At 48.3% G+C, this 17,931-nt stretch carries 16 protein-coding genes; 4 read left to right on the top strand and 12 right to left on the bottom strand.

What is annotated here, in order from left to right:
* Nucleotides 1-15: 15 nt before the first annotated feature.
* The gene (locus JI735_RS15545; protein ID WP_039834213.1) at nt 16-1,371 is read right to left on the bottom strand and encodes a glucose-6-phosphate isomerase; all 1,356 of its coding nucleotides are present in this window, start codon (nt 1,369-1,371) and stop codon (nt 16-18) included.
* A gap of 249 nt (nt 1,372-1,620) precedes the next feature.
* On the opposite strand from JI735_RS15545, the gene JI735_RS15540 reads away from it, so the two are divergent.
* Together JI735_RS15540 and JI735_RS15535 are read left to right on the top strand one after the other, a co-directional pair.
* Nucleotides 1,621-2,523 (top strand): NAD(P)-dependent oxidoreductase, encoded by a 903-nt coding sequence (locus JI735_RS15540; protein ID WP_039834214.1) that lies wholly within the window; start codon nt 1,621-1,623, stop codon nt 2,521-2,523.
* A gap of 179 nt (nt 2,524-2,702) precedes the next feature.
* On the top strand, nt 2,703-3,185 hold the full coding sequence (locus JI735_RS15535; RefSeq protein ID WP_039834217.1) for a GNAT family N-acetyltransferase: 483 nt from the start codon (nt 2,703-2,705) through the stop codon (nt 3,183-3,185).
* A 20-nt stretch (nt 3,186-3,205) separates the two neighbouring features.
* Here the strand turns inward: JI735_RS15535 and JI735_RS15530 are convergent, their stop codons facing one another.
* The 4 genes from JI735_RS15530 to tkt all read right to left on the bottom strand — a co-directional run bounded on the left by JI735_RS15530 (nt 3,206) and on the right by tkt (nt 8,512).
* Nucleotides 3,206-4,027, bottom strand: coding sequence for an alpha/beta fold hydrolase (locus JI735_RS15530; protein ID WP_039834218.1), 822 nt, complete (start codon nt 4,025-4,027; stop codon nt 3,206-3,208).
* Between the two features lie 306 nt (nt 4,028-4,333).
* Complete coding sequence (locus tag JI735_RS15525; RefSeq protein ID WP_233476475.1) at nt 4,334-5,782, bottom strand: M14 family metallopeptidase; 1,449 nt, start codon at nt 5,780-5,782, stop codon at nt 4,334-4,336.
* Between the two features lie 329 nt (nt 5,783-6,111).
* The gene (ppnP, locus tag JI735_RS15520) at nt 6,112-6,429 is read right to left on the bottom strand and encodes a pyrimidine/purine nucleoside phosphorylase (RefSeq protein WP_025706477.1); all 318 of its coding nucleotides are present in this window, start codon (nt 6,427-6,429) and stop codon (nt 6,112-6,114) included.
* Between the two features lie 34 nt (nt 6,430-6,463).
* Nucleotides 6,464-8,512, bottom strand: coding sequence for a transketolase (gene tkt, locus JI735_RS15515; RefSeq protein ID WP_020428323.1), 2,049 nt, complete (start codon nt 8,510-8,512; stop codon nt 6,464-6,466).
* A 57-nt stretch (nt 8,513-8,569) separates the two neighbouring features.
* Here tkt and JI735_RS35810 point away from each other — a divergent pair, with 57 nt between their 5' ends.
* Together JI735_RS35810 and JI735_RS15510 are read left to right on the top strand one after the other, a co-directional pair.
* Nucleotides 8,570-8,743, top strand: a complete 174-nt coding sequence (locus JI735_RS35810) for a hypothetical protein (RefSeq protein WP_233476420.1) — start codon at nt 8,570-8,572, stop codon at nt 8,741-8,743.
* Between the two features lie 230 nt (nt 8,744-8,973).
* A complete protein-coding gene (locus JI735_RS15510) occupies nt 8,974-9,618 on the top strand; it encodes a hypothetical protein (RefSeq protein WP_202677542.1) in 645 nt (214 codons plus the stop codon).
* Nucleotides 9,619-9,652: 34 nt separating this feature from the next.
* Here the strand turns inward: JI735_RS15510 and JI735_RS15505 are convergent, their stop codons facing one another.
* From JI735_RS15505 to JI735_RS15475, 7 genes are all read right to left on the bottom strand, one after another.
* Complete coding sequence (locus JI735_RS15505; RefSeq protein ID WP_233476419.1) at nt 9,653-13,453, bottom strand: glycoside hydrolase family 78 protein; 3,801 nt, start codon at nt 13,451-13,453, stop codon at nt 9,653-9,655.
* A 103-nt stretch (nt 13,454-13,556) separates the two neighbouring features.
* The gene (locus JI735_RS15500) at nt 13,557-15,839 is read right to left on the bottom strand and encodes a hypothetical protein (RefSeq protein ID WP_157771337.1); all 2,283 of its coding nucleotides are present in this window, start codon (nt 15,837-15,839) and stop codon (nt 13,557-13,559) included.
* On the bottom strand, nt 15,836-16,438 hold the full coding sequence (locus tag JI735_RS15495) for a hypothetical protein (RefSeq protein WP_039834798.1): 603 nt from the start codon (nt 16,436-16,438) through the stop codon (nt 15,836-15,838). The genes JI735_RS15500 and JI735_RS15495 overlap by 4 nt, the downstream gene beginning before the upstream one ends.
* A gap of 178 nt (nt 16,439-16,616) precedes the next feature.
* Nucleotides 16,617-17,114, bottom strand: a complete 498-nt coding sequence (locus JI735_RS15490; RefSeq protein WP_039834797.1) for a hypothetical protein — start codon at nt 17,112-17,114, stop codon at nt 16,617-16,619.
* A gap of 20 nt (nt 17,115-17,134) precedes the next feature.
* Nucleotides 17,135-17,515: a hypothetical protein gene (locus JI735_RS15485; protein WP_020428329.1), complete on the bottom strand. Its 381-nt coding sequence runs from the start codon at nt 17,513-17,515 to the stop codon at nt 17,135-17,137.
* A 15-nt stretch (nt 17,516-17,530) separates the two neighbouring features.
* A complete protein-coding gene (locus JI735_RS15480) occupies nt 17,531-17,674 on the bottom strand; it encodes a hypothetical protein (protein ID WP_020428330.1) in 144 nt (47 codons plus the stop codon).
* Nucleotides 17,675-17,678: 4 nt separating this feature from the next.
* Nucleotides 17,679-17,891, bottom strand: a complete 213-nt coding sequence (locus tag JI735_RS15475; protein ID WP_039834796.1) for a hypothetical protein — start codon at nt 17,889-17,891, stop codon at nt 17,679-17,681.
* Nucleotides 17,892-17,931 lie beyond the last annotated feature (40 nt).

Genomic DNA, 17,931 nt, shown 5'->3' with positions numbered 1-17,931 from the left:
CGGTGTCCGGCAGTGCTATTCGGTAAGTCTGGCTTCGAGCTCTGCCTTTTCTTTCTCGTAGCCCGGTTTGCCGAGCAGGGCGAACATGTTCTTCTTGTATGCTTCTACACCCGGTTGGTCGAATGGGTTGACGCCCAGCAGGTATCCGCTGATACCGCAGGCTTTTTCAAAGAAGTACACCAGGTACCCGAAGGTATAAGGCGTCTGATCCGGGATGGTCACAATCAGGTTCGGAACTTGTCCGTCAGTGTGGGCCAGCATTGTGCCCTGGAACGCTTTTTTGTTGACAAAATCCATGGTCTTGCCGGTCAGGAAGTTCAGGCCGTCCAGATCATCCGGATCATTCTCGATCGAAATTTCATGTTGGACCTTTTCAACCTGGATTACCGTTTCGAAAATGTTGCGGTTCCCCTCTTGAATGAATTGGCCCATGGAGTGCAGATCCGTGGAGAAATCAACGGAGGATGGATAGATGCCCTTGAAATCCTTGCCTTCGCTTTCGCCGTACAATTGCTTCCACCATTCGGATACAAAGTGCAGGGAAGGCTCGTAGTTGACGAGGATTTCTGTTGTTTTGCCCTTGCGGTACAAGGCATTGCGGACAGCTGCATATTGATAGCTCTGGTTGGTAGCCACATCCGGGTTGTTGAACTCATCCGCTGCGGCTGCGGCCCCTTGCATCATTTCTTCAATGTTGATTCCCGCTACAGCGATCGGCAGAAGTCCTACCGGTGTCAGTACCGAGTAGCGTCCGCCTACATCGTCAGGGATAATGAACGACTCATAGCCTTCTTCATTGGCAAGCTTCTTGAGTGCGCCTTTTTCCTTGTCGGTGGTAGCGTAGATACGCTTGCGTGCCTCTTCCTTGCCGTATTTCTTCTCCAGCGCTGCGCGGAAGATACGGAAAGCGATAGCCGGTTCAGTAGTTGTACCGGATTTGGAAATGACGTTCACGGAGAAGTCTTTGCCTTCTACAAGGTCAAGCAGGTGTGTGATATATGTAGAGCTGATGTTGTTCCCTGCAAAATAAACTTCCGGTGTTTTGCGTTTGTCCTTGGAAAGGTTGTTGTAGAAGGAATGCGAGAGCGCCTCAATGGCTGCACGCGCACCCAGATAAGAGCCGCCGATACCGATAACGATGAGCACATCGGAATCGCTCTGAATCTTCTTGGCCGCCTGCTGGATACGGGCGAACTCTTCCTTGTCATAAGCCTTAGGCAGATCGATCCAGCCCAGGTAATCGGAGCCTGCTCCGCTCTTGTTATGAAGCTGCTCGTGGGCCAGCTTCACCGGAGCGGCAAAGTAGTCAATCTCATGCTGGCTGAAGAAGGAGAGAGCTTTGGTGTAGTCAAAATTAATCTTCTTGGACATCGGTAATGGTTACCTCCTGTTTATCTCTTTGGATTTGACACCGTTTGTTACAACTTTATAATTAGGATACTTTAATTTGCCTTGACTGGCAAGGTCATTAGGCACATCCCGGGCTTTTGAACCATGTTTTCGGAAGTTTCGTGGAAACGCTTGCTGCACAGAGCAAAGGACCGTTTTGTGGAACAAGCCAGGGTGCCGTGATAGAATATATAAAAGCATGCAATTTCAAAGAGCGAAGGTGGAAACGCAATGAAACAGATCGGCTTTATCGGACTCGGAACGATGGGGGCACCTATGGCTTCCAACCTGCTGCGCAGCGGATTTGAGGTTACCGTGTACAACCGGACAGCAAGCAAAAGTGAACCTCTGAGAGCAGAGGGTGCCCGGGTGGCTGCAACGCCGCAACATGCCGCCGAAGGCAAGGATGTTATTATTACCATGATCAGCAACGATGATTCCATCCGCGAGGTGTTCTACGGCACCGGCGGCATCCTGGCTGTCCTTCAGCCGGGGACAACGGTTGTGGATTCCAGCACGATTTCCCCCGGTTTGGCAAAGGAAATTGCCGCAGCCGTGGAGGAGCGGGGCGGAAGTTTCCTGGATGCGCCGGTAACCGGCAGCAAACCTGCGGCCATCGAAGGCACGCTGGTGTTCATGGTTGGCGGCAGCACCGGGGTCATTGATCAGCACCGTGATATCTTCGACTCCATGGGCAGGCTGCTCCTGCATATGGGCGGCAACGGCAGCGGCGCTGTCGCTAAGCTGGCCCACAACGCCATGGTCGGCATTCATAATGTCGCGCTCGCCGAAGGCTTCTCCATCGCCGTGAAGTCGGGCGTGCCCGCAGACAAGTTCCTGGAGCTGGTGAAGAACGGTTCGGCGGGCAGCAAACAAGCTGAACTGAAAGGCCAGAAGATCATAGACAATGATTTCAGCAACCAGTTCTCCCTTGCGCTGATGCTGAAGGACCTCAAGCTGGCTTCCTCGCTCAGCGACTCCACAGGCGTGCCTTCCCCCATGCTTGGCGTGGCCAAAAGCATGTTCCAGGCCGGGTTCAACCACGGCTATGGGGATGAGGATCTGTCTGCAGTGGTCAAATCCTATGAGGAATGGATTGGCCAGAAGATCGGCGGGGGCGCAAGCAAGGAATAGGCTCCCGGCCTCCCGCCTAAGTTGAAACCCAAGCAAAGTGAATCGGACGCAGCCGCAGTGTAGGCTGCGTCTTCTGCTGCAGAAGCTGCCGCAGCTGATCTGCCCAACCGGATGCTTCGCCCATTTGCCTTCAGCAGAGCAATATGGAATTTACATAAAACACCAAGGAGGACCATTACATGCTGTCTATTCTTATAGCCGAACCTCAGGATGCCGGCCTGTTGGCGGAAGTCCAAAAAAGAACCTTCGATGAAGATGCGCGCCGGTTCCAGAACAAGGCCGAAGACGGGCCTCCAGGATACAGCTCCAGTTCGTGGCAGAGTGAAATGATGGAAAAAGGCCTATACTACAAGCTGCTTGCTGATGAGCACATCATCGGCGGAATGATAATTTTCCCTTCACCGGGTGGAGAGGAATACCATCTGGGCCGAATCTTTATTGACCCGCTGTATCAGAACCGGGGGTATGGCCAGGATGTCTTTCATTTCTTATTCAGCACTTTCCCCAACGCCCATAAATGGACACTGGACACCCCCTCCTGGGCGGTCAGGAACCACTACTTCTATGAGAAGCTGGGCTTTGTGCAGACCGCTGAAGTTCAAATCGAGGAAAGCGGTATAACGCTTATTCAATATGAACGGACGGAGCAGCATTCAGGCTGATGTTCAGACCAAGCTAATGTTCAGGTCTCGCTGCTTACTCTTGAGAGCCATTCTCTTGCCATAGCCTTAAACAGCTCATCTTGCTCCAGATGCAGATTATGACCGGCACGGTCCAGAACCGCAAACGTCGCGTGCGGCAAGAAATCCAATAGCTTCCAGACATCCTTATATCCTGTCATTGAATCTTGCCTTCCTGTTATGATCAGACTTGGCTTCTCAAAGGGAGCGATAGCATCTGCCTCGAAGCTGAAGGGATAGCCACCATCCGCTTTTATCCGCTCCATAAAGGCTTCATCCGCCAGTTGGAGGCCGCATAGTATCTCACGGCTGAACCGCTCCCATACAGTTCTATCCTGCACAACTGCAATGGAGACGAATTCCTCTCTGTCCGCTGCACTCAGCTCTTCCAGCAATTCAGCATCCTGGACCATCACCTGGTGCGGCGGAAGCTCCCTTTTGGAGGATTCAGCAATTACACAGGGACAGAGCAGAAACAAACCATCGATTAACTCCGCATATTCTCCCAGCAGTCCTCTTGCCAGATAGCCGCCGTAAGATTGGCCCACAAAAAGAAAACGTTCATTGGGTATTAACGCTTCAATCATCATCTTGACCGCACGCAGCATATCATCCGAAGAACGGATCCATTCTGCGGCAGGTGACATTCCCATCCCAGGCAAATCAACGTAGATCCGCCTATATTGGTCTTGACTGGAGAATAGAGGTTCCATACAGCTCATCATCATTCGGTGATCCGGGCCGTTACCATGAAGGATCAGCATCGGCTTGCCCTCTCCGGCCTCTTCATAGTTAAACGTTATGTAATTATCCGAATACAGCATGATCTCACTCCTACGCACATTTGAATATTAGGACCAAAACAACTGAAAGAAATAATATTTTCTATAACCGCAACGCAAACATATGTTCTTATTACAGAATAACAAATTTCGGTTTGACTGGCAAGTACATATACATGCATAACAAGTAAACGCGGCTTCATGTTCCTTCAAAGATAGCGGGTCCTGTTTCAGCAAGAAATGGAAGGATGCAATGCAGCGCTCAGCATATATTGTATACGTTAAAACAAAAAGAGCCCGCTAATAGCAGGACTCTAGAAATACATCCATTATGAACTTGTTTGCGGTTTATGGGGTAGTTGCAGCAGCTGGCGGTGTTTGCCCGGGCTGCTCAACATCGGCCGCTGTATCAGCACCCGTTGTATCAGCACCCGCTGTATCAGCATCGGTTGTATCGGTATCTGTTGTATCAGCATCGGTTGCTGTATTTTGTGCAGCTTCCTCTATTATTGGCCATTTGAGTTCTGCCTTTCGCCCGTCAATCCACCACTGCCCGCCTGGGGTCGAGGCTAACAGCCAGCTTCCCCATCTTCCTGATACCTGGACGGTTTGCGGAGTAAGAACGGTCACCTTAGGAGAGAAGGCATCCGGATATTTATAAGCGGGTGCGCTCACTTTCAATTCAGCAGTTGCCGTAATCTCCTCGATGATTGCCAGCTTTCCCGGTGAGGGATGAATCCATCCCGGCCCTTTATCTGCTTGTACCTGATACCAGTCGCCCTTCCGTGCAATAACCTGAAGATTTTGCGGTTGTAGAGTGGTCCCGCCGGCTGCAGCCCCGATTTTAGTATAGAATTCCGTTCCTCCCAGCAGGCTCATGGTTTGCTGCAGATATTGGATCTTTTGCTTCCCCAGCCATAACGAATAGGACTGCAGCGCAGAATAAAGCCCAACTTCCTTATTCTCAGACCAGATTCCGCTAAACTGCCTTAACGGAACACTGCTCTCACCGGCATAATTTGCAATTTCAATCGTAAATCCGGGACGGCCATACTCCTGAATGAACCAGTCTTTATAACCGCCGCCTGAAGGATTCTTCTGTGGAGTCACCAGAGAGTATCCCGTCAGGCTGCCAAGGGCCCGGGCCATGGTTTTGTCACGGACCAGATTGCTGTTCAAAGTGTTGAAGTGCCAAAATATGATTTCCCCGGAGCTATGGTAGGAAATTGTAACTTCCGGATCAACCTTATGTGTAAAATCCATCATCATCTGCACTTCAGGAGCTTGCCCCGGCTTCTGTCCTTTGTAGTTCTGATACCAGGGATACTTGACCGCATCCTGAATCGTAGTCCAGCTCGCCGGATATTGGCGGTTAAGGTCAATTCCCTGCATATTTGCTTTCCAGCGGTTAAAATTAGTGCTGTTTCCGTTATACCGGCGCAGCGTTTGGGCCAGATTCACCGGCAGCCCCGCTGTACCCTGCTGGGATAAAGTAACACCATCCGGGTTTACCATCGGAACGACCCAGATGCTGACTTCGTCCAATAAGCTTCGTACGTTATAATCCGCAATTTTGCCATTGCTGTAATAGGCTTGGGCATATGTATCGATCATTTTCATCAGCAACGCACTTGTCATCCATTCTCTGGCATGATGCGACCCGTTAAGAAACAGTACGGATTCTCCCCGGCCTAGCTTCACCGCCCACAGCTGCCGTCCATAAGCAGTTTGTCCCAGCGATTCTGAAGATACCAGATCAGGATATTCCTTCACTAATCTTTCAATATCCCTTTGCATCACAGTATAGGAATATACCTGATTGGGGTTTACAATGTTTGCCGCTGCCTGTACTGATCCTGTAATGGTGAATAATGAGCCTAGTAACATAAAACTGAAAAAAACTAGCCTAACCCTATGTATTTCCTTGCAAAAGCGTAACCTTACCACATTCCCATCCCCCATTCAATCTGCCTGAGAAGTGTTAATTCTCTCTAGTAGCTAGTGGAAGTATATGAGAACGTAACTTAAGCCGTCAATATTAATAATTGGTAGATTCATCTATGTGATCAAAAAAAGTGTCCCAGCAGCCGAAGCTGCCGGGACATCATTTCATCCTATAGATTTAATTACAAAACCGGGTAAGAACAGCAATAATCAGTTAATGCAAATACTTCCAGCGCAAACTTGGAGTTGCCGGGAACGTGAAAGGTATCTGTGCCTTTGATTTCCTTCCAGACATCTGTACCGGGAAGCAGTACTTTCAGCTCGCCGGACAGAATTTCCATCGTCTCTGGACCTTCCGTACCAAACTCATATACTCCAGGCAGCATGATGCCAAGCGTCACCTTAGTGCCATCCTGCAAAGTAACCGTGCGGCTGGTAACTTTTCCATCGTAATAAATATTAGCTGCTTTTTGAATTGTCGCGTTGGTGAACTGACTCATCTGCTTATTCTCCCCTTTGTCCTTAATCCGTCTATTATAGCAGGGCTTTGACGCGGCTGACTACATTTTCCACGGTAAAGCCGTATTCTTTGATTACCGTATCGCCAGGTGCAGAAGCACCGAAGGTTGTAATGCCAAGAATATCGCCCTGATCGCCAGTGTAACGTTCCCAGCCGAAGGTCTGCGCCATCTCGATAGCCAGACGGGCTTTGACCTCTGGGAGGATAACGGAATCACGGTAAGCTTTATCCTGCTTCTCGAACAGATCCCAGCTCGGCAAGCTGATGACACGGACATCGATGCCTTCTTCGGCAAGAGCGGCCTGTGCTTTTACGGCCAATTGAACCTCAGAGCCTGTTGCGATAATCTGTGCCTGCGGTGTTCCGTTCTTGGAATCGGAAATCACATAACCGCCGCGTTTGATGTTGTCGCGTACTCCGTCCACGGTGCCCTGCAGGATCGGCAGGTTTTGGCGGGTAAGCACCAGCGCTACCGGATTTGATGTATTTTCCATCGCATATGCCCAGGCTGCAGAAGTCTCATTGCCGTCAGCCGGACGGATAACCGTAAGACCCGGAATGATGCGCAGGGATGCAAGCTGCTCAATCGGTTCATGGGTAGGACCGTCTTCACCGACAGCGATACTGTCATGCGTCAGCACGTAAGTTACCGGCAGCTTCATAATTGAAGCCAGACGAACCGCCGGACGGAGGTAGTCAGTGAATACGAAGAAGGTGCCGCCAAATACCTTAAGGCCGCTGTGCAGGGCAATCCCGTTCATCGCCGCAGCCATACCGAACTCGCGGACGCCGAAATAGATATTGCGGCCACCGTAGGAATCCGGAGTGAATTGGTCAAGACCGTTCAGATGGGTCATTGTCGAGCTTTCGAGGTCGGCGGAACCGCCCACCAGCTGCGGAACACCAGCCGTAAGCCCGTTCAGAGCATTACCGGAAGCAACACGCGTGGAAACCGCTTTGTCTTCAGCTTTGTAGAACGGAAGATTGGCATCCCAGCCTTCAGGAAGCTCGCCGTTCAGCGCTCTTTCCAGTTGAGCCGCAAGCTCTGGGTATGCTTTTTTGTAAGCAGCGAATTTCTCGTCCCAGGCCTTGTTGGCTGCAATGCCTTTTTCCTTCACTTCAGCAAAACGTACACGGACTTCATCCGGCACATAGAAATTCTCTTCGTACACCCATTTGTAGAAATCCTTCGTCAGCTTCGCTTCTTCTGCTCCCAGCGGAGAACCGTGAGTACCGCCGTGGCCGCCTTTACCTTGCTTGTTCGGGCTGCCGTAGCCGATGACGGTCTTCACTTCGATCAAGGTTGGTTTGCCGCTCTCGGCCTGTGCCTCGCTAATCGCTTGGCTGATGGCCGGAAGGTCGTTGCCGTCTTCCACACGCAGAACTTGCCAGCCGTAAGCTTCAAAACGTTTGGCTACATTTTCGGAGAATGCCAGGTTCAGCTTCCCGTCCAGCGAAATATCATTGGAATCGTAGAGCACAATCAGTTTGCCAAGCTTCAAATGACCGGCAAGCGAAGCAGACTCGGAGGAAATCCCTTCCATTAAATCGCCATCGCCGCAGATTGCGTACGTATAGTGGTCAATTACATTATGATCACCTTTATTGTAGGTAGCGCCAAGCTGGGCTTCAGCCATCGCCATCCCTACGGCCATACCGATACCTTGTCCAAGCGGACCTGTAGTTGCATCAACACCTGCAGTATGACCGAACTCCGGATGTCCCGGTGTCAGGCTTCCCCATTGGCGGAATTGCTTCAGTTCCTCCATTGGCAGATCATAGCCGCTAAGGTGCAGCAGGCTGTACAGCAGCATGGAACCGTGTCCTGCGGACAGCACAAAACGGTCACGGTTGACCCAAGTCGGGTGCTCCGGATTATGATTCATAGTCTTCGCAAACAGCTGATACCCCATTGGAGCTGAACCCATCGGCATTCCCGGATGACCGGAATTTGCTTTTTCAATCGCGTCAATGGCAAGCGTGCGGATCGTCGTGATGGCCAGGTTATCCACGGTGGAGTTTTCTTCTTTATGGATTGCTTGTTCTTTTGCCTGTTCAGTCATGAAAATAATCCTCCTCGTAATCAAGAATGTCATTTTGACTATTATTGTAACACTAATGTGGAAGCAATTCCAATTGTTTTTACAGACCCCATGTTAGAACAGCTTATTTTTTGCGGCTTCAGCCGAATCTATTCATTTATTTTCCCAGAGTCCTTGCAGCGGGCTAATCCTGATTGCAGCAAAAAAACAGCCCGTTCCTATGAAAATAAAAAGCCGCTTCAGCAAATGTAGAGTATGATAGAAATAATGAAAGCGCTGTACTTTGAACTATACCTGACTCATTCATAACCCATTGATAATCCCTGCAACGTGCATAGGACCAGTTTCCGACTTAGCCTTTGGTCCAGTAACTGAATAAGACTAAAGTTTGTTTTACAACGCTGGAATATACAGTAAGATGGAATTACTTAAGCAAGCGATTAACCGGATAACACTATTTCCAGCAGAAAGGGATCTCAAAGATGAATGCAAACCGAAATATCTATGTTGTGCTTACCGGAACGGGCACTGCTTTTAGCGGAATTATTAAATGGTTTACCAGAGCGGAACTTAATCACGCTTCGATTGCTTTTGACAGGGAGCTGAGTGAGGTGTACAGCTTTGGACGGAAAAAAGCATATAACCCCTTTGCCGCGGGGCTGATCCGCGAGGATTTTGTGCACCCTTTTTACAACAGTGCGGACTGCGCAATCTATCAGCTCAGTGTGAGCAAAACTGAATATGAGAAGATGTACAATCACGTGAAAGGCATGATGGAGCAGCAGGACCGCTACAAATACCATCTGTTAGGCTTAATCGGTGTTCTGCTCAATGTGGAAATCAACCGGGAAGACGCCTATTTCTGCTCCCATTTTGTCGCTTCTGTATTCGAAAAATCTGCGGTTAATCCCGTTGCCAAGCCCTCCTGCTTCGTAACACCCGAAGATTTCGCCTCATCGCTGCGCGCACATAAAATCTTCAGCGGCAAGCTCTCCTATTACATGCGCAGAGTGCACGGAAAGACAGCCCATGCTTCTGGTCTACATAATCCGGGATCTGCAGTTCCTGCCTCCGTTGCGTCACGAATGATGCGGCTGCAGGAAGAGCGGGTAGAGGGAGTCGTCTAAAGCCCCTCCACCCGCTGTACGTTCCCCTCACATTTCACTTTATTCTATGACTGCGGAAATACTCCGTCCAATCCTCAGAAATGACTACTGTCACCGTATCTACCCTCGTTTGATATTCATTTGTTGCCGTGAAGGTGAACGTAACCGGCCCATTTGGTAATTTCTCAAAAGAAGGATCAGTGAGCTGTCCATCCCAAATGAGCTTGTCACTATCAGCCGCGGTGAGCTGCGTTGTATACCCTCCCGTCATCGTCACCTGAACCGTATCAGGAAGACCGGTTGTCTTTGCCTGCAGCACGAAGGCTTCTCCTGCCCAATACACGTTATAAGCGCGCGGACTTTCCGGATCTCCGCTTTGCTTCAGATTATAGGCCTGGCGGTTAGCGTTCCATTCCTCGGTGTGCTTGACTCCGCCCTTTACCGTCAACAGATTGACCATAAAATATTTCCGCGGAGAAATCGCGCTCCAGTCAAAGCCGTCAAAAGCCCCAACCTCTACCGCATACTTTTCATACTCTGCAAGCGCTCCAGCGGGCACCTGCCACTGCTTAGCACTTGAAACCTGTTCACCTGATTGCACCTTTATTGCGCCTGTAGCCAAGTTGATAATGCGCACTTTATAGCGCTGCTGCAGGTCGCCGTCCTCATCCTGATAATCCCATTTGACGATCGGCGTAAGCGTACTGACGATGGTGGGCTTGTTCTGATTGTCGCTGGTCGGATACGTGATATTCACTTTCGGGAGACGGTTTACAACCGTGAGGCTATGTGTAATCTCACGAAATAGTCCCAACGAATCTGTAACGACTTGACGATACGTAAAAATTCCATTGGAAGCAAATTTCTTCGTGAAATCGCCCTGGGTGCTGGCGAGTCCTTCCGTTCCGTTTTCGGGCTTAAGAGTATATTTATAGCTGATCGTATCTCCTTTCGGCTCGTCCAGATCTGTAGCCGTGCTTTTGATGTTAAGAATATCCGTCCGGTAGATCGGTACCTTTGTGGCATCCTTTCCTGTATCCGTCAATAAACTAAATCCAGGCTTCGGAGGGTTGTCGATGATGAACATTTTTTCATTCGAAATCTCTGACCAGGAACCCTTAGAATATGCCCGGCCCAATACAGTAAAATATTCGAAGCGATTAAACGTTGGATTAGGTACTTGATACTGGCGGATCATGCCGGTATTATCTGCGTTCTCCACGGTTTTTTCCAAGATACCTTCCTTTGTGAAAAACTCCAGGCGGTACTTTTCCTGCGGGTCATTCTCCAGATCGGAGTATGTCCACTCGACCAACGGATCTCCTTGCTTCTCTGCATCCAGCACGGAAGGGTTCTCCGTTGTGCCAGCAGGAGAAGTTATCGTCATTGATGGCGCCAGGTTCTTCATAACGTTGACCTTTAGCGTGTCGATGTTCGACTTGGCCCCGATCTGGTCCACGGCCCAATGCTCCAGGGTGTAAATCCCTGAATTGGGGAAACTGATTTCGATGTTGGGGGCCTTGTATAATTTGGTGGCCCCGTCACTATCCGTCACCTTCCAAAAATATTGAAGACTGGCCATATCGGATGGATCTCCATCATTATCAGACGATGTGTACTGTTTCGTGTCAAATTGATACACCGTTGCAGGCCCGTTAATGGCTGCTGTCGGAACATGGTTCAAAACAGTAAAATTTCTGGTTGCATTAGAGGAAAGTGTTCCGTCTGAAGCTGTCAGGCGCATTTCCCAGCCATCTGATATGGCTTGCTGCTGTGTAATGCCGCTGCGTGCGATCAGATCACGGATGGTCATGACCTGATTTCGGTTGCCGCCAGAATAATAATATGGGCTGTTATTGATCCGGGCGTTCCAGGCATAGCTCAACACATCCCCATCCTCGTCCGGGTCAGGTGTCATATTCTCCATGGTAATGACCGTATCCCGGTACACTTCCTTTGGCATGCTAAAAGCAGCTGCCGGAGGATGATTAATCACCTGTACGGTTTGGCTGTATGGCTCCGACCAAAGCCCCCGGTTATCATGGACCTTCAAGGTGAGCTGATAGGTCCCGACTCCGTATGCGGCGATGTTCGGCGGCGTAGTAGCACCGCCCCAATGACTCCATACCGGCTGCCAGCCATCCTTAATTACGGTCCAATTATAAACATCCAGCGGGTCATTATCCGGATCAAAGGATTTGTCTATAATCGTAGTTGCCTTCCGGTAAGACACGATGCTCGGCTCCACGGTAAACAGTGCAACTGGGGGTAAGTTAAAGGCTGCTCCTACAGTCTGCTGCGACCAATCGCTCCACACACCAGCCCCATTTTCACCATCTACGTCTCTCACTCTTAAGCGAATATCATACTGGTCATTGCCCGGTAGCTGTGCCGGAGGAAACCCGTCCGTCCAGACTTGCCCTTCTGTCTTCTTATATTGCCATTGCCAATCCATCAGCCCTTTATTGGATGCAGTAATATGATCTAAATCGTAAGAGCTGTCGGTTATCTGCAACAGTCCGCCCATCAGCTTGGCGCTGAACAAGGCAATCGGTTTGCGGTGCACATGGAACGTCATGGATGACAAATTGTCCCGGCTCCATTTCCGGTAAACGTCGAACCGATCATCGTTTTTGGGGTTGTCCCGGCCCTGAAAAGTGGCCACGTACACTCCGCTAAAGGGGAAGGAAGAGTAGACAGAACTGCGCCACAACCCGGAATCTCCTATGATGCCCATGGAATTATCAAAAAAATAGGGATCATGATCGAATCTGTAGCGCTCTCCATGTTTAGCATCGCCCTCAGAGTCAAAGAATTTCGTTTTCGTCTCTACACGTGTATTGACGAGTACAAAGGACTTGTTCCTCATTTGCTGTTTGACATTAATCGTGAGCGAGGCCTTGGCTGTCATTCCAGAGGGGTCGGATGCCGTGATATTCATCGTGTACGCCCCTGGCGGCAAAGAGTCTTGAATCGCGTCTATCGGGATACTGAAATTTTTCGATAACCTGGCTTGAGGTACAACGGTCTTCTTGTAGAAAACATTGGGTATTTCAGCGGTTACCGTTACATCTTCGTTATCCGGATCACTGACATATCCCGCAATATTGACACCGCTCAAATTGGGGGCATTGACTAAGGTTATTCCATTAGGTGTACCCACGGATAAAGAGGGTGGATGATTGGGTATGAGTTCAGCCGTCCTTGTCATATATGGAGTCCAGTAGGCCGGTGTATAGCCGACACCGTAAGGGTCCCCTCCAAGAAAATCTGTGTGAACGATTACTCTTAATCTGAACAATTCTGGATCGCCAGCTAATCCTGGACGTGTGTCTTGTTCGTCAATGTCGTTATTACCTTGAAAATATACGTTCGGTGCAGTTACTTTCATCTTCTCTCTTATATTAGATAAATCAAAATCAACATAAGGTTTATACCGTTCCTCATAAGGGACAAAACTATACAAGTTTCCGAAATCCGCTGGCCAATAACGATCATAGTAGTAAGAGTATGGGGTTTCACGACAAAACCAGGACTCATCTGCCCCATACTGATCCATTTTTTCGTATTCATATCCCTGCTTGGTATAGATAGAAGAGCACAGCTTGGTCATAATTCGTTCTGTACCATAACCACTATTCAAATGGACCCGCATGTTGGCTCCAGGTGCAATATCATAGGTCAATCTTTTAGTGATTTTATTGTATTTAAGATTGATAACCTTGAGGACTGGAAAGTCTAAAGTGATCGCATCATCCTGGTTTCTGTGTCCCCCATGCCCGGCTTCAAAAGTGATATCCCGGTAATAAATGATGTCGTCCTCTGCCGCCTGCGCGACTGATCCGAATCCTACCACCTCTAAGGCTGGTCGTGGCAAGAAAGGGAGCAGTAAAGCAAAACAAAGAAATAGTATGATGCTTTCCTTCAACAAACGTTTCATATGTCTTTCCTTTCTCCACTTAAAAATCCCAATCTACTTCAGGTGGGCGGTTATTCACTTCTACTATTCGCTCGATAACATTCTGGGTAGCCTCAGAGCTGGTCCGCAGCCTATCGGTATCGGTGACAAAATCCTCAATCGTCGGCTGGCCAAACTCTTCAATAACGGTAACACGTACCTCATATTTCCCAACCTGATACAGCTCCAAATTTAGACGAGTTTTGTTTTCGTTACTGAACTGTACCCAGCCTTCATCTGTGAAACTTCCGTTGTTATTAGAATCGTAGCGGTATTCCCAAATCCGTTTAATGATATTATCTTTGTCCGAAGAAAAAGACATATCATCAATAGAAATGACTGCTTTATTTTCATTAGTCGGGTCCCTATAGGCCCCTATGGGCATTGCAAAGTAGGCAACCGGGGATTCATCGGGAACGATATCAAAGGTAATCTCCTTGTCTGAAGCATACCCGGCCGTATTCTCCACGTGAATCGTCGCCCTATATTTCCCTGGCTTCTTAAAAAGTACATCTTTACTCTCCAGCTCGGCCAAGCTGCCGCTGTACTTAATATCCGCATTCGTGCCACCGCTGACTGCACTAATTGTGACCTGCGTCCTGGACTTAATGATCGGAAACCGGGTTGGACTTGAACTGCTGTTGGTCAATGTGGTTTTCCGGTTCTGCTTGAGTGATCCGCTGATTTCGAGGTCAGCAGCCGGTCTCGGCTCGATGACCGTCACTTCCGTGCTGGTGCTTCCGATCATACCGTCATTATCAACGACGGTCAGGGTAATGGGAAAAGTCTCTCCGACCTTATCCCGTGTATACCAGACATAACCTCTGGCCGTATTTTCAATCCCGCCTTCTGCTCCAGGAGTTCCCCAAGCATAGTCGGTGATGTATCCGTCCGGATCGGAGGAATTCCCTCCGTATACCATCATGTCAGACCCGGCTTTGATGTACTTAGGCGCGGTGATTCGGGCAATAGGCGGTTTGCCTTCCGGCTTGGTCGGTGTACTCGGTACGGATGGATAGCTGACCGGGTTATCCTTCTTATACACCCCGGCAGAGACTTCCATGCTCTGCTCCAGGGATGTTATCGTGCCAGTCTTTGTAACCACAGGCCTCTTGAATCGAATGACAACGGTCAGTGTATAGTCTTGCTTGAAATTATCATTGACGACCCGACTGGCCGGGATTGAATAATCAAAGCTCTTTGATGCGGTAAGCAGCTTGCTGTACTCTTTCTTCATGTCGGCCTTGGCTGTACCGTTCTTTTCCTTGGCATAAAACACCCATTCCTCGATGTTAGAGGAATCCACGTAACCTAATAGCTCCCCTTTGACGTTGATTTTCACATCTACTTTGCTGCCTTCCAGCTTGATCGGATTCGGGCTTGGCTTCTCTAATGTGGCCGTTCCGTTTAGCGTAGCTTGGTCGGGTGGGGAGTAGTCGAAGGTTATATTTCCACCATAGCTGTAAGTGGTTACCTTCGCATCGGCTGTTAAATAATAGTACGCTTTTACTTCAAACATTCTCCCTGTTGCATAACCAACTAGCGGATGGGTTGCATCCTCTTTTTGATCTATATAAGTTAGATAAGTTTTGTCTCCATAATACGGAATGTAATAATTTACGATAACCCTGCCATTCTTAAATTTCGGAGTCTCCTTCAATTGAGGTGACCCTTTAGTAAAATTCGGCTTGATAGTCGATTGAATGATGGCCGATGAATCAATATCCTCTGTTTTCGACCCGTTGTACCATTTCAGATAACTTGTATCCATTGGCGGGGCAGCAGATACTACAACATGCGGAGGATTTGCAGAAGGCATTTGCCCATCATCTCCACTTTTGTCATAGGTTTTCATACCATTTGTACTTTCATCGTATTCATTAATTTGCCAGCGTCGTCCATCCGAATATCGCCAAATGGAGTTTCCCGGATAGACAAGAAAGTCTTCGCCGTAAGATCCCCGATAACCTTGAACACCTGAGATAACCTTTGTATTCGCCGTACCTTTAAGAGTAACTTTAATTTTCCCATTCTCAACAGTTACTCCTCCTACGGTTTCATTGGAACCGTTATACTTGAGTGTCCCCGTTTTGATGGACTGACTGGTAACTCCTGAAGGCAGATCTAAAAAATAAACTTTAGCACTATTATTAGATCCAACTAAACCTGTACTAATTGGGATCGATACTGAAGATGGCTTAGTATCTGCCGCCATAGCAACACCCGATGAAAAAAGAGAAGTGCCTGAACAAATAAGCAAAAATAATAAAGCTAATCTCTTCATTCCTTCACCACATACTTTTCAGTTAATTCTTTACCAAAATGTTGGATCGAAAAATAGTCAAACTCCCCCTCATAAACATACGCGAAATAGGTGGTAAGTTTTTCTCCAGGATTTAGATCAAAAGTCCACATAGCATCCTTATTATTCGTTTTCCCCATATGCTTCATAGGTCCGATAGTATCGACGATGGACCTAGAATCATCAAAGAAAAGGTTAATTCTTCTTTCCAACTCCCCACCACCCCCATATAAATTTTTATTAGAAGTGTTGGCTATAGTGATTTTCGTCCATATCAAGTATTTAGGATTAACAAGTACCGTCCCTGATTTTTGGTACCCATACTTATCTCTAAGTGCTTTAGCTTCTTTTGAATTAAAATCGTAGATCATAATTTTATGAAGCGTGTAGCTGAAATCTTGATCAGACATCGTTACTGGTAATTCGATGCTTTTCTTCAAACCATATTTCGATAAATTATCTGTCATCACCGGGGCTGCTGGCGCTTTCGTCGTCGATGCTCCTGCAGCTCGTACATTTCCCAAATTCACACTGAACATCATTGTTGCAGCCAGTGTTACTTTCAGAATTGTCTTTTTCATTTAGATTCTCTCCTTTAAGAATGAATTTGGATGCGGCTGCTAAGGCTCGACTCGGATCAGGTTAACCATTTCAATTAATGCTCATCAGATATTCTAGAGCGCAATTGCCAATCCAACCGATAATGGCACGCTGGATCAAAGGCGGCCAGAGCCAAAAAAGTCCGCACGTTTCATTAAGTCACTTATTCATTTTGTACTCCTGCACGGCAGGCACAATTATGGCCTCCTGGACTTTCGCACGGGAGATTAAGACCGGGTGAGCCGTCTCAATGACGGCAATCACGGACGGACCTTGTATGTATTTGGTAATGCCATAATTGCTGTCCTCATAGAGAAAAGGAAAGGTGACTCCGCTAGACTGATCAACAATGTCGAACTTTACGATTTTTACTTGAGTCTGCAGCCGGCTTCCCGCCAGGGGGGACAGGCCGTCGTCCAGTCCCAGATTTGCCTGAAGTGATTGCCGGAAGGCGGCAAAAGCTTCAGCGGGGGCGATAATCAGACGGCCTTGTGCCCGTGCGGACTCATTCAGCTCTTGTGATGCGTCATGAACAGCAATGTTATTGGCATCCTTGAGCATGCTGCGCAGCATGTCCCATTCCTGATTCTGAATCTGAAAAAACCAGGAATAGATGAAGATGAGCAGAACAAATGCGAGCTTAATAATATAGTCCATAGATTAGGTTCATCCCTTAATCAGTCGAGATACTCACTCATGATTGATCCATGCCCGTAATAACGCGAGGGCTGTGACACACCGGAAAAATTGTACGGAAACAGATTCATTCTAGGTGCAGAAATATACACATCCATACGTTGCTTGCGTTCCTGCAAGGTTTCTGTGCTGCTTGTGATTTGAATAGAACCTTCAGGAAATCCGACAGCTTTTAGGTTAGAGATGACCTCATTTCTCATTGAAGCCGTGACCATCCCCTCCGTTGCCGCTTTTTGAGTGATGTAGGATGTGTTGGCCTTGACCTGCAAATCTAGCAGGTAATCAATGTAGGTGAAGATGGGCTGCAGGATTATAAATAGGACAAGCCACATGAATAATGCCCGGAGGACGGTAGCCTTCAATGCGCACGCCCCCTTTTAATACTGCTCGACTTGTTTGGTGTGTGTGATGATGTCGTCCTGGCTGCTGCCGATGATGTTCGTCGCCGCCGCAATGAACATTCCCGCAATCACAAAACCGATCGCCAGAAACATGGCAACTGAGATCGAGTCTTTTTTCATCGTCTTAGACCGCAGTATGGAACTCAGTATTGGCGACTGTGGCGGAGGGAGCTAACTCTGCCGGTTGAACCATAGTCACTCCCGGGATTGTCGGTCTGTTGTCGTCCGCAGCGTTAATGACATCCCGCACAACCGGAATCAAGATGGCAATTACGATGGCAACACACAGAAAACCGATAGCGATGAACAATCCAGTAGAAATAGCGTCTTTTTTCATTTGTTAATATCTCCCTTTTCATTTTATGTTTTTATTGGAT

The sequence above is a fragment of the Paenibacillus sonchi genome (assembly GCF_016772475.1).
Taxonomy (GTDB): Bacteria; Bacillota; Bacilli; order Paenibacillales; family Paenibacillaceae; genus Paenibacillus_AQ; species Paenibacillus_AQ sonchi.
The sequence above is the reverse complement of the archived record's forward strand: the minus strand, read 5'-3'. Positions and strand labels throughout refer to the sequence as shown.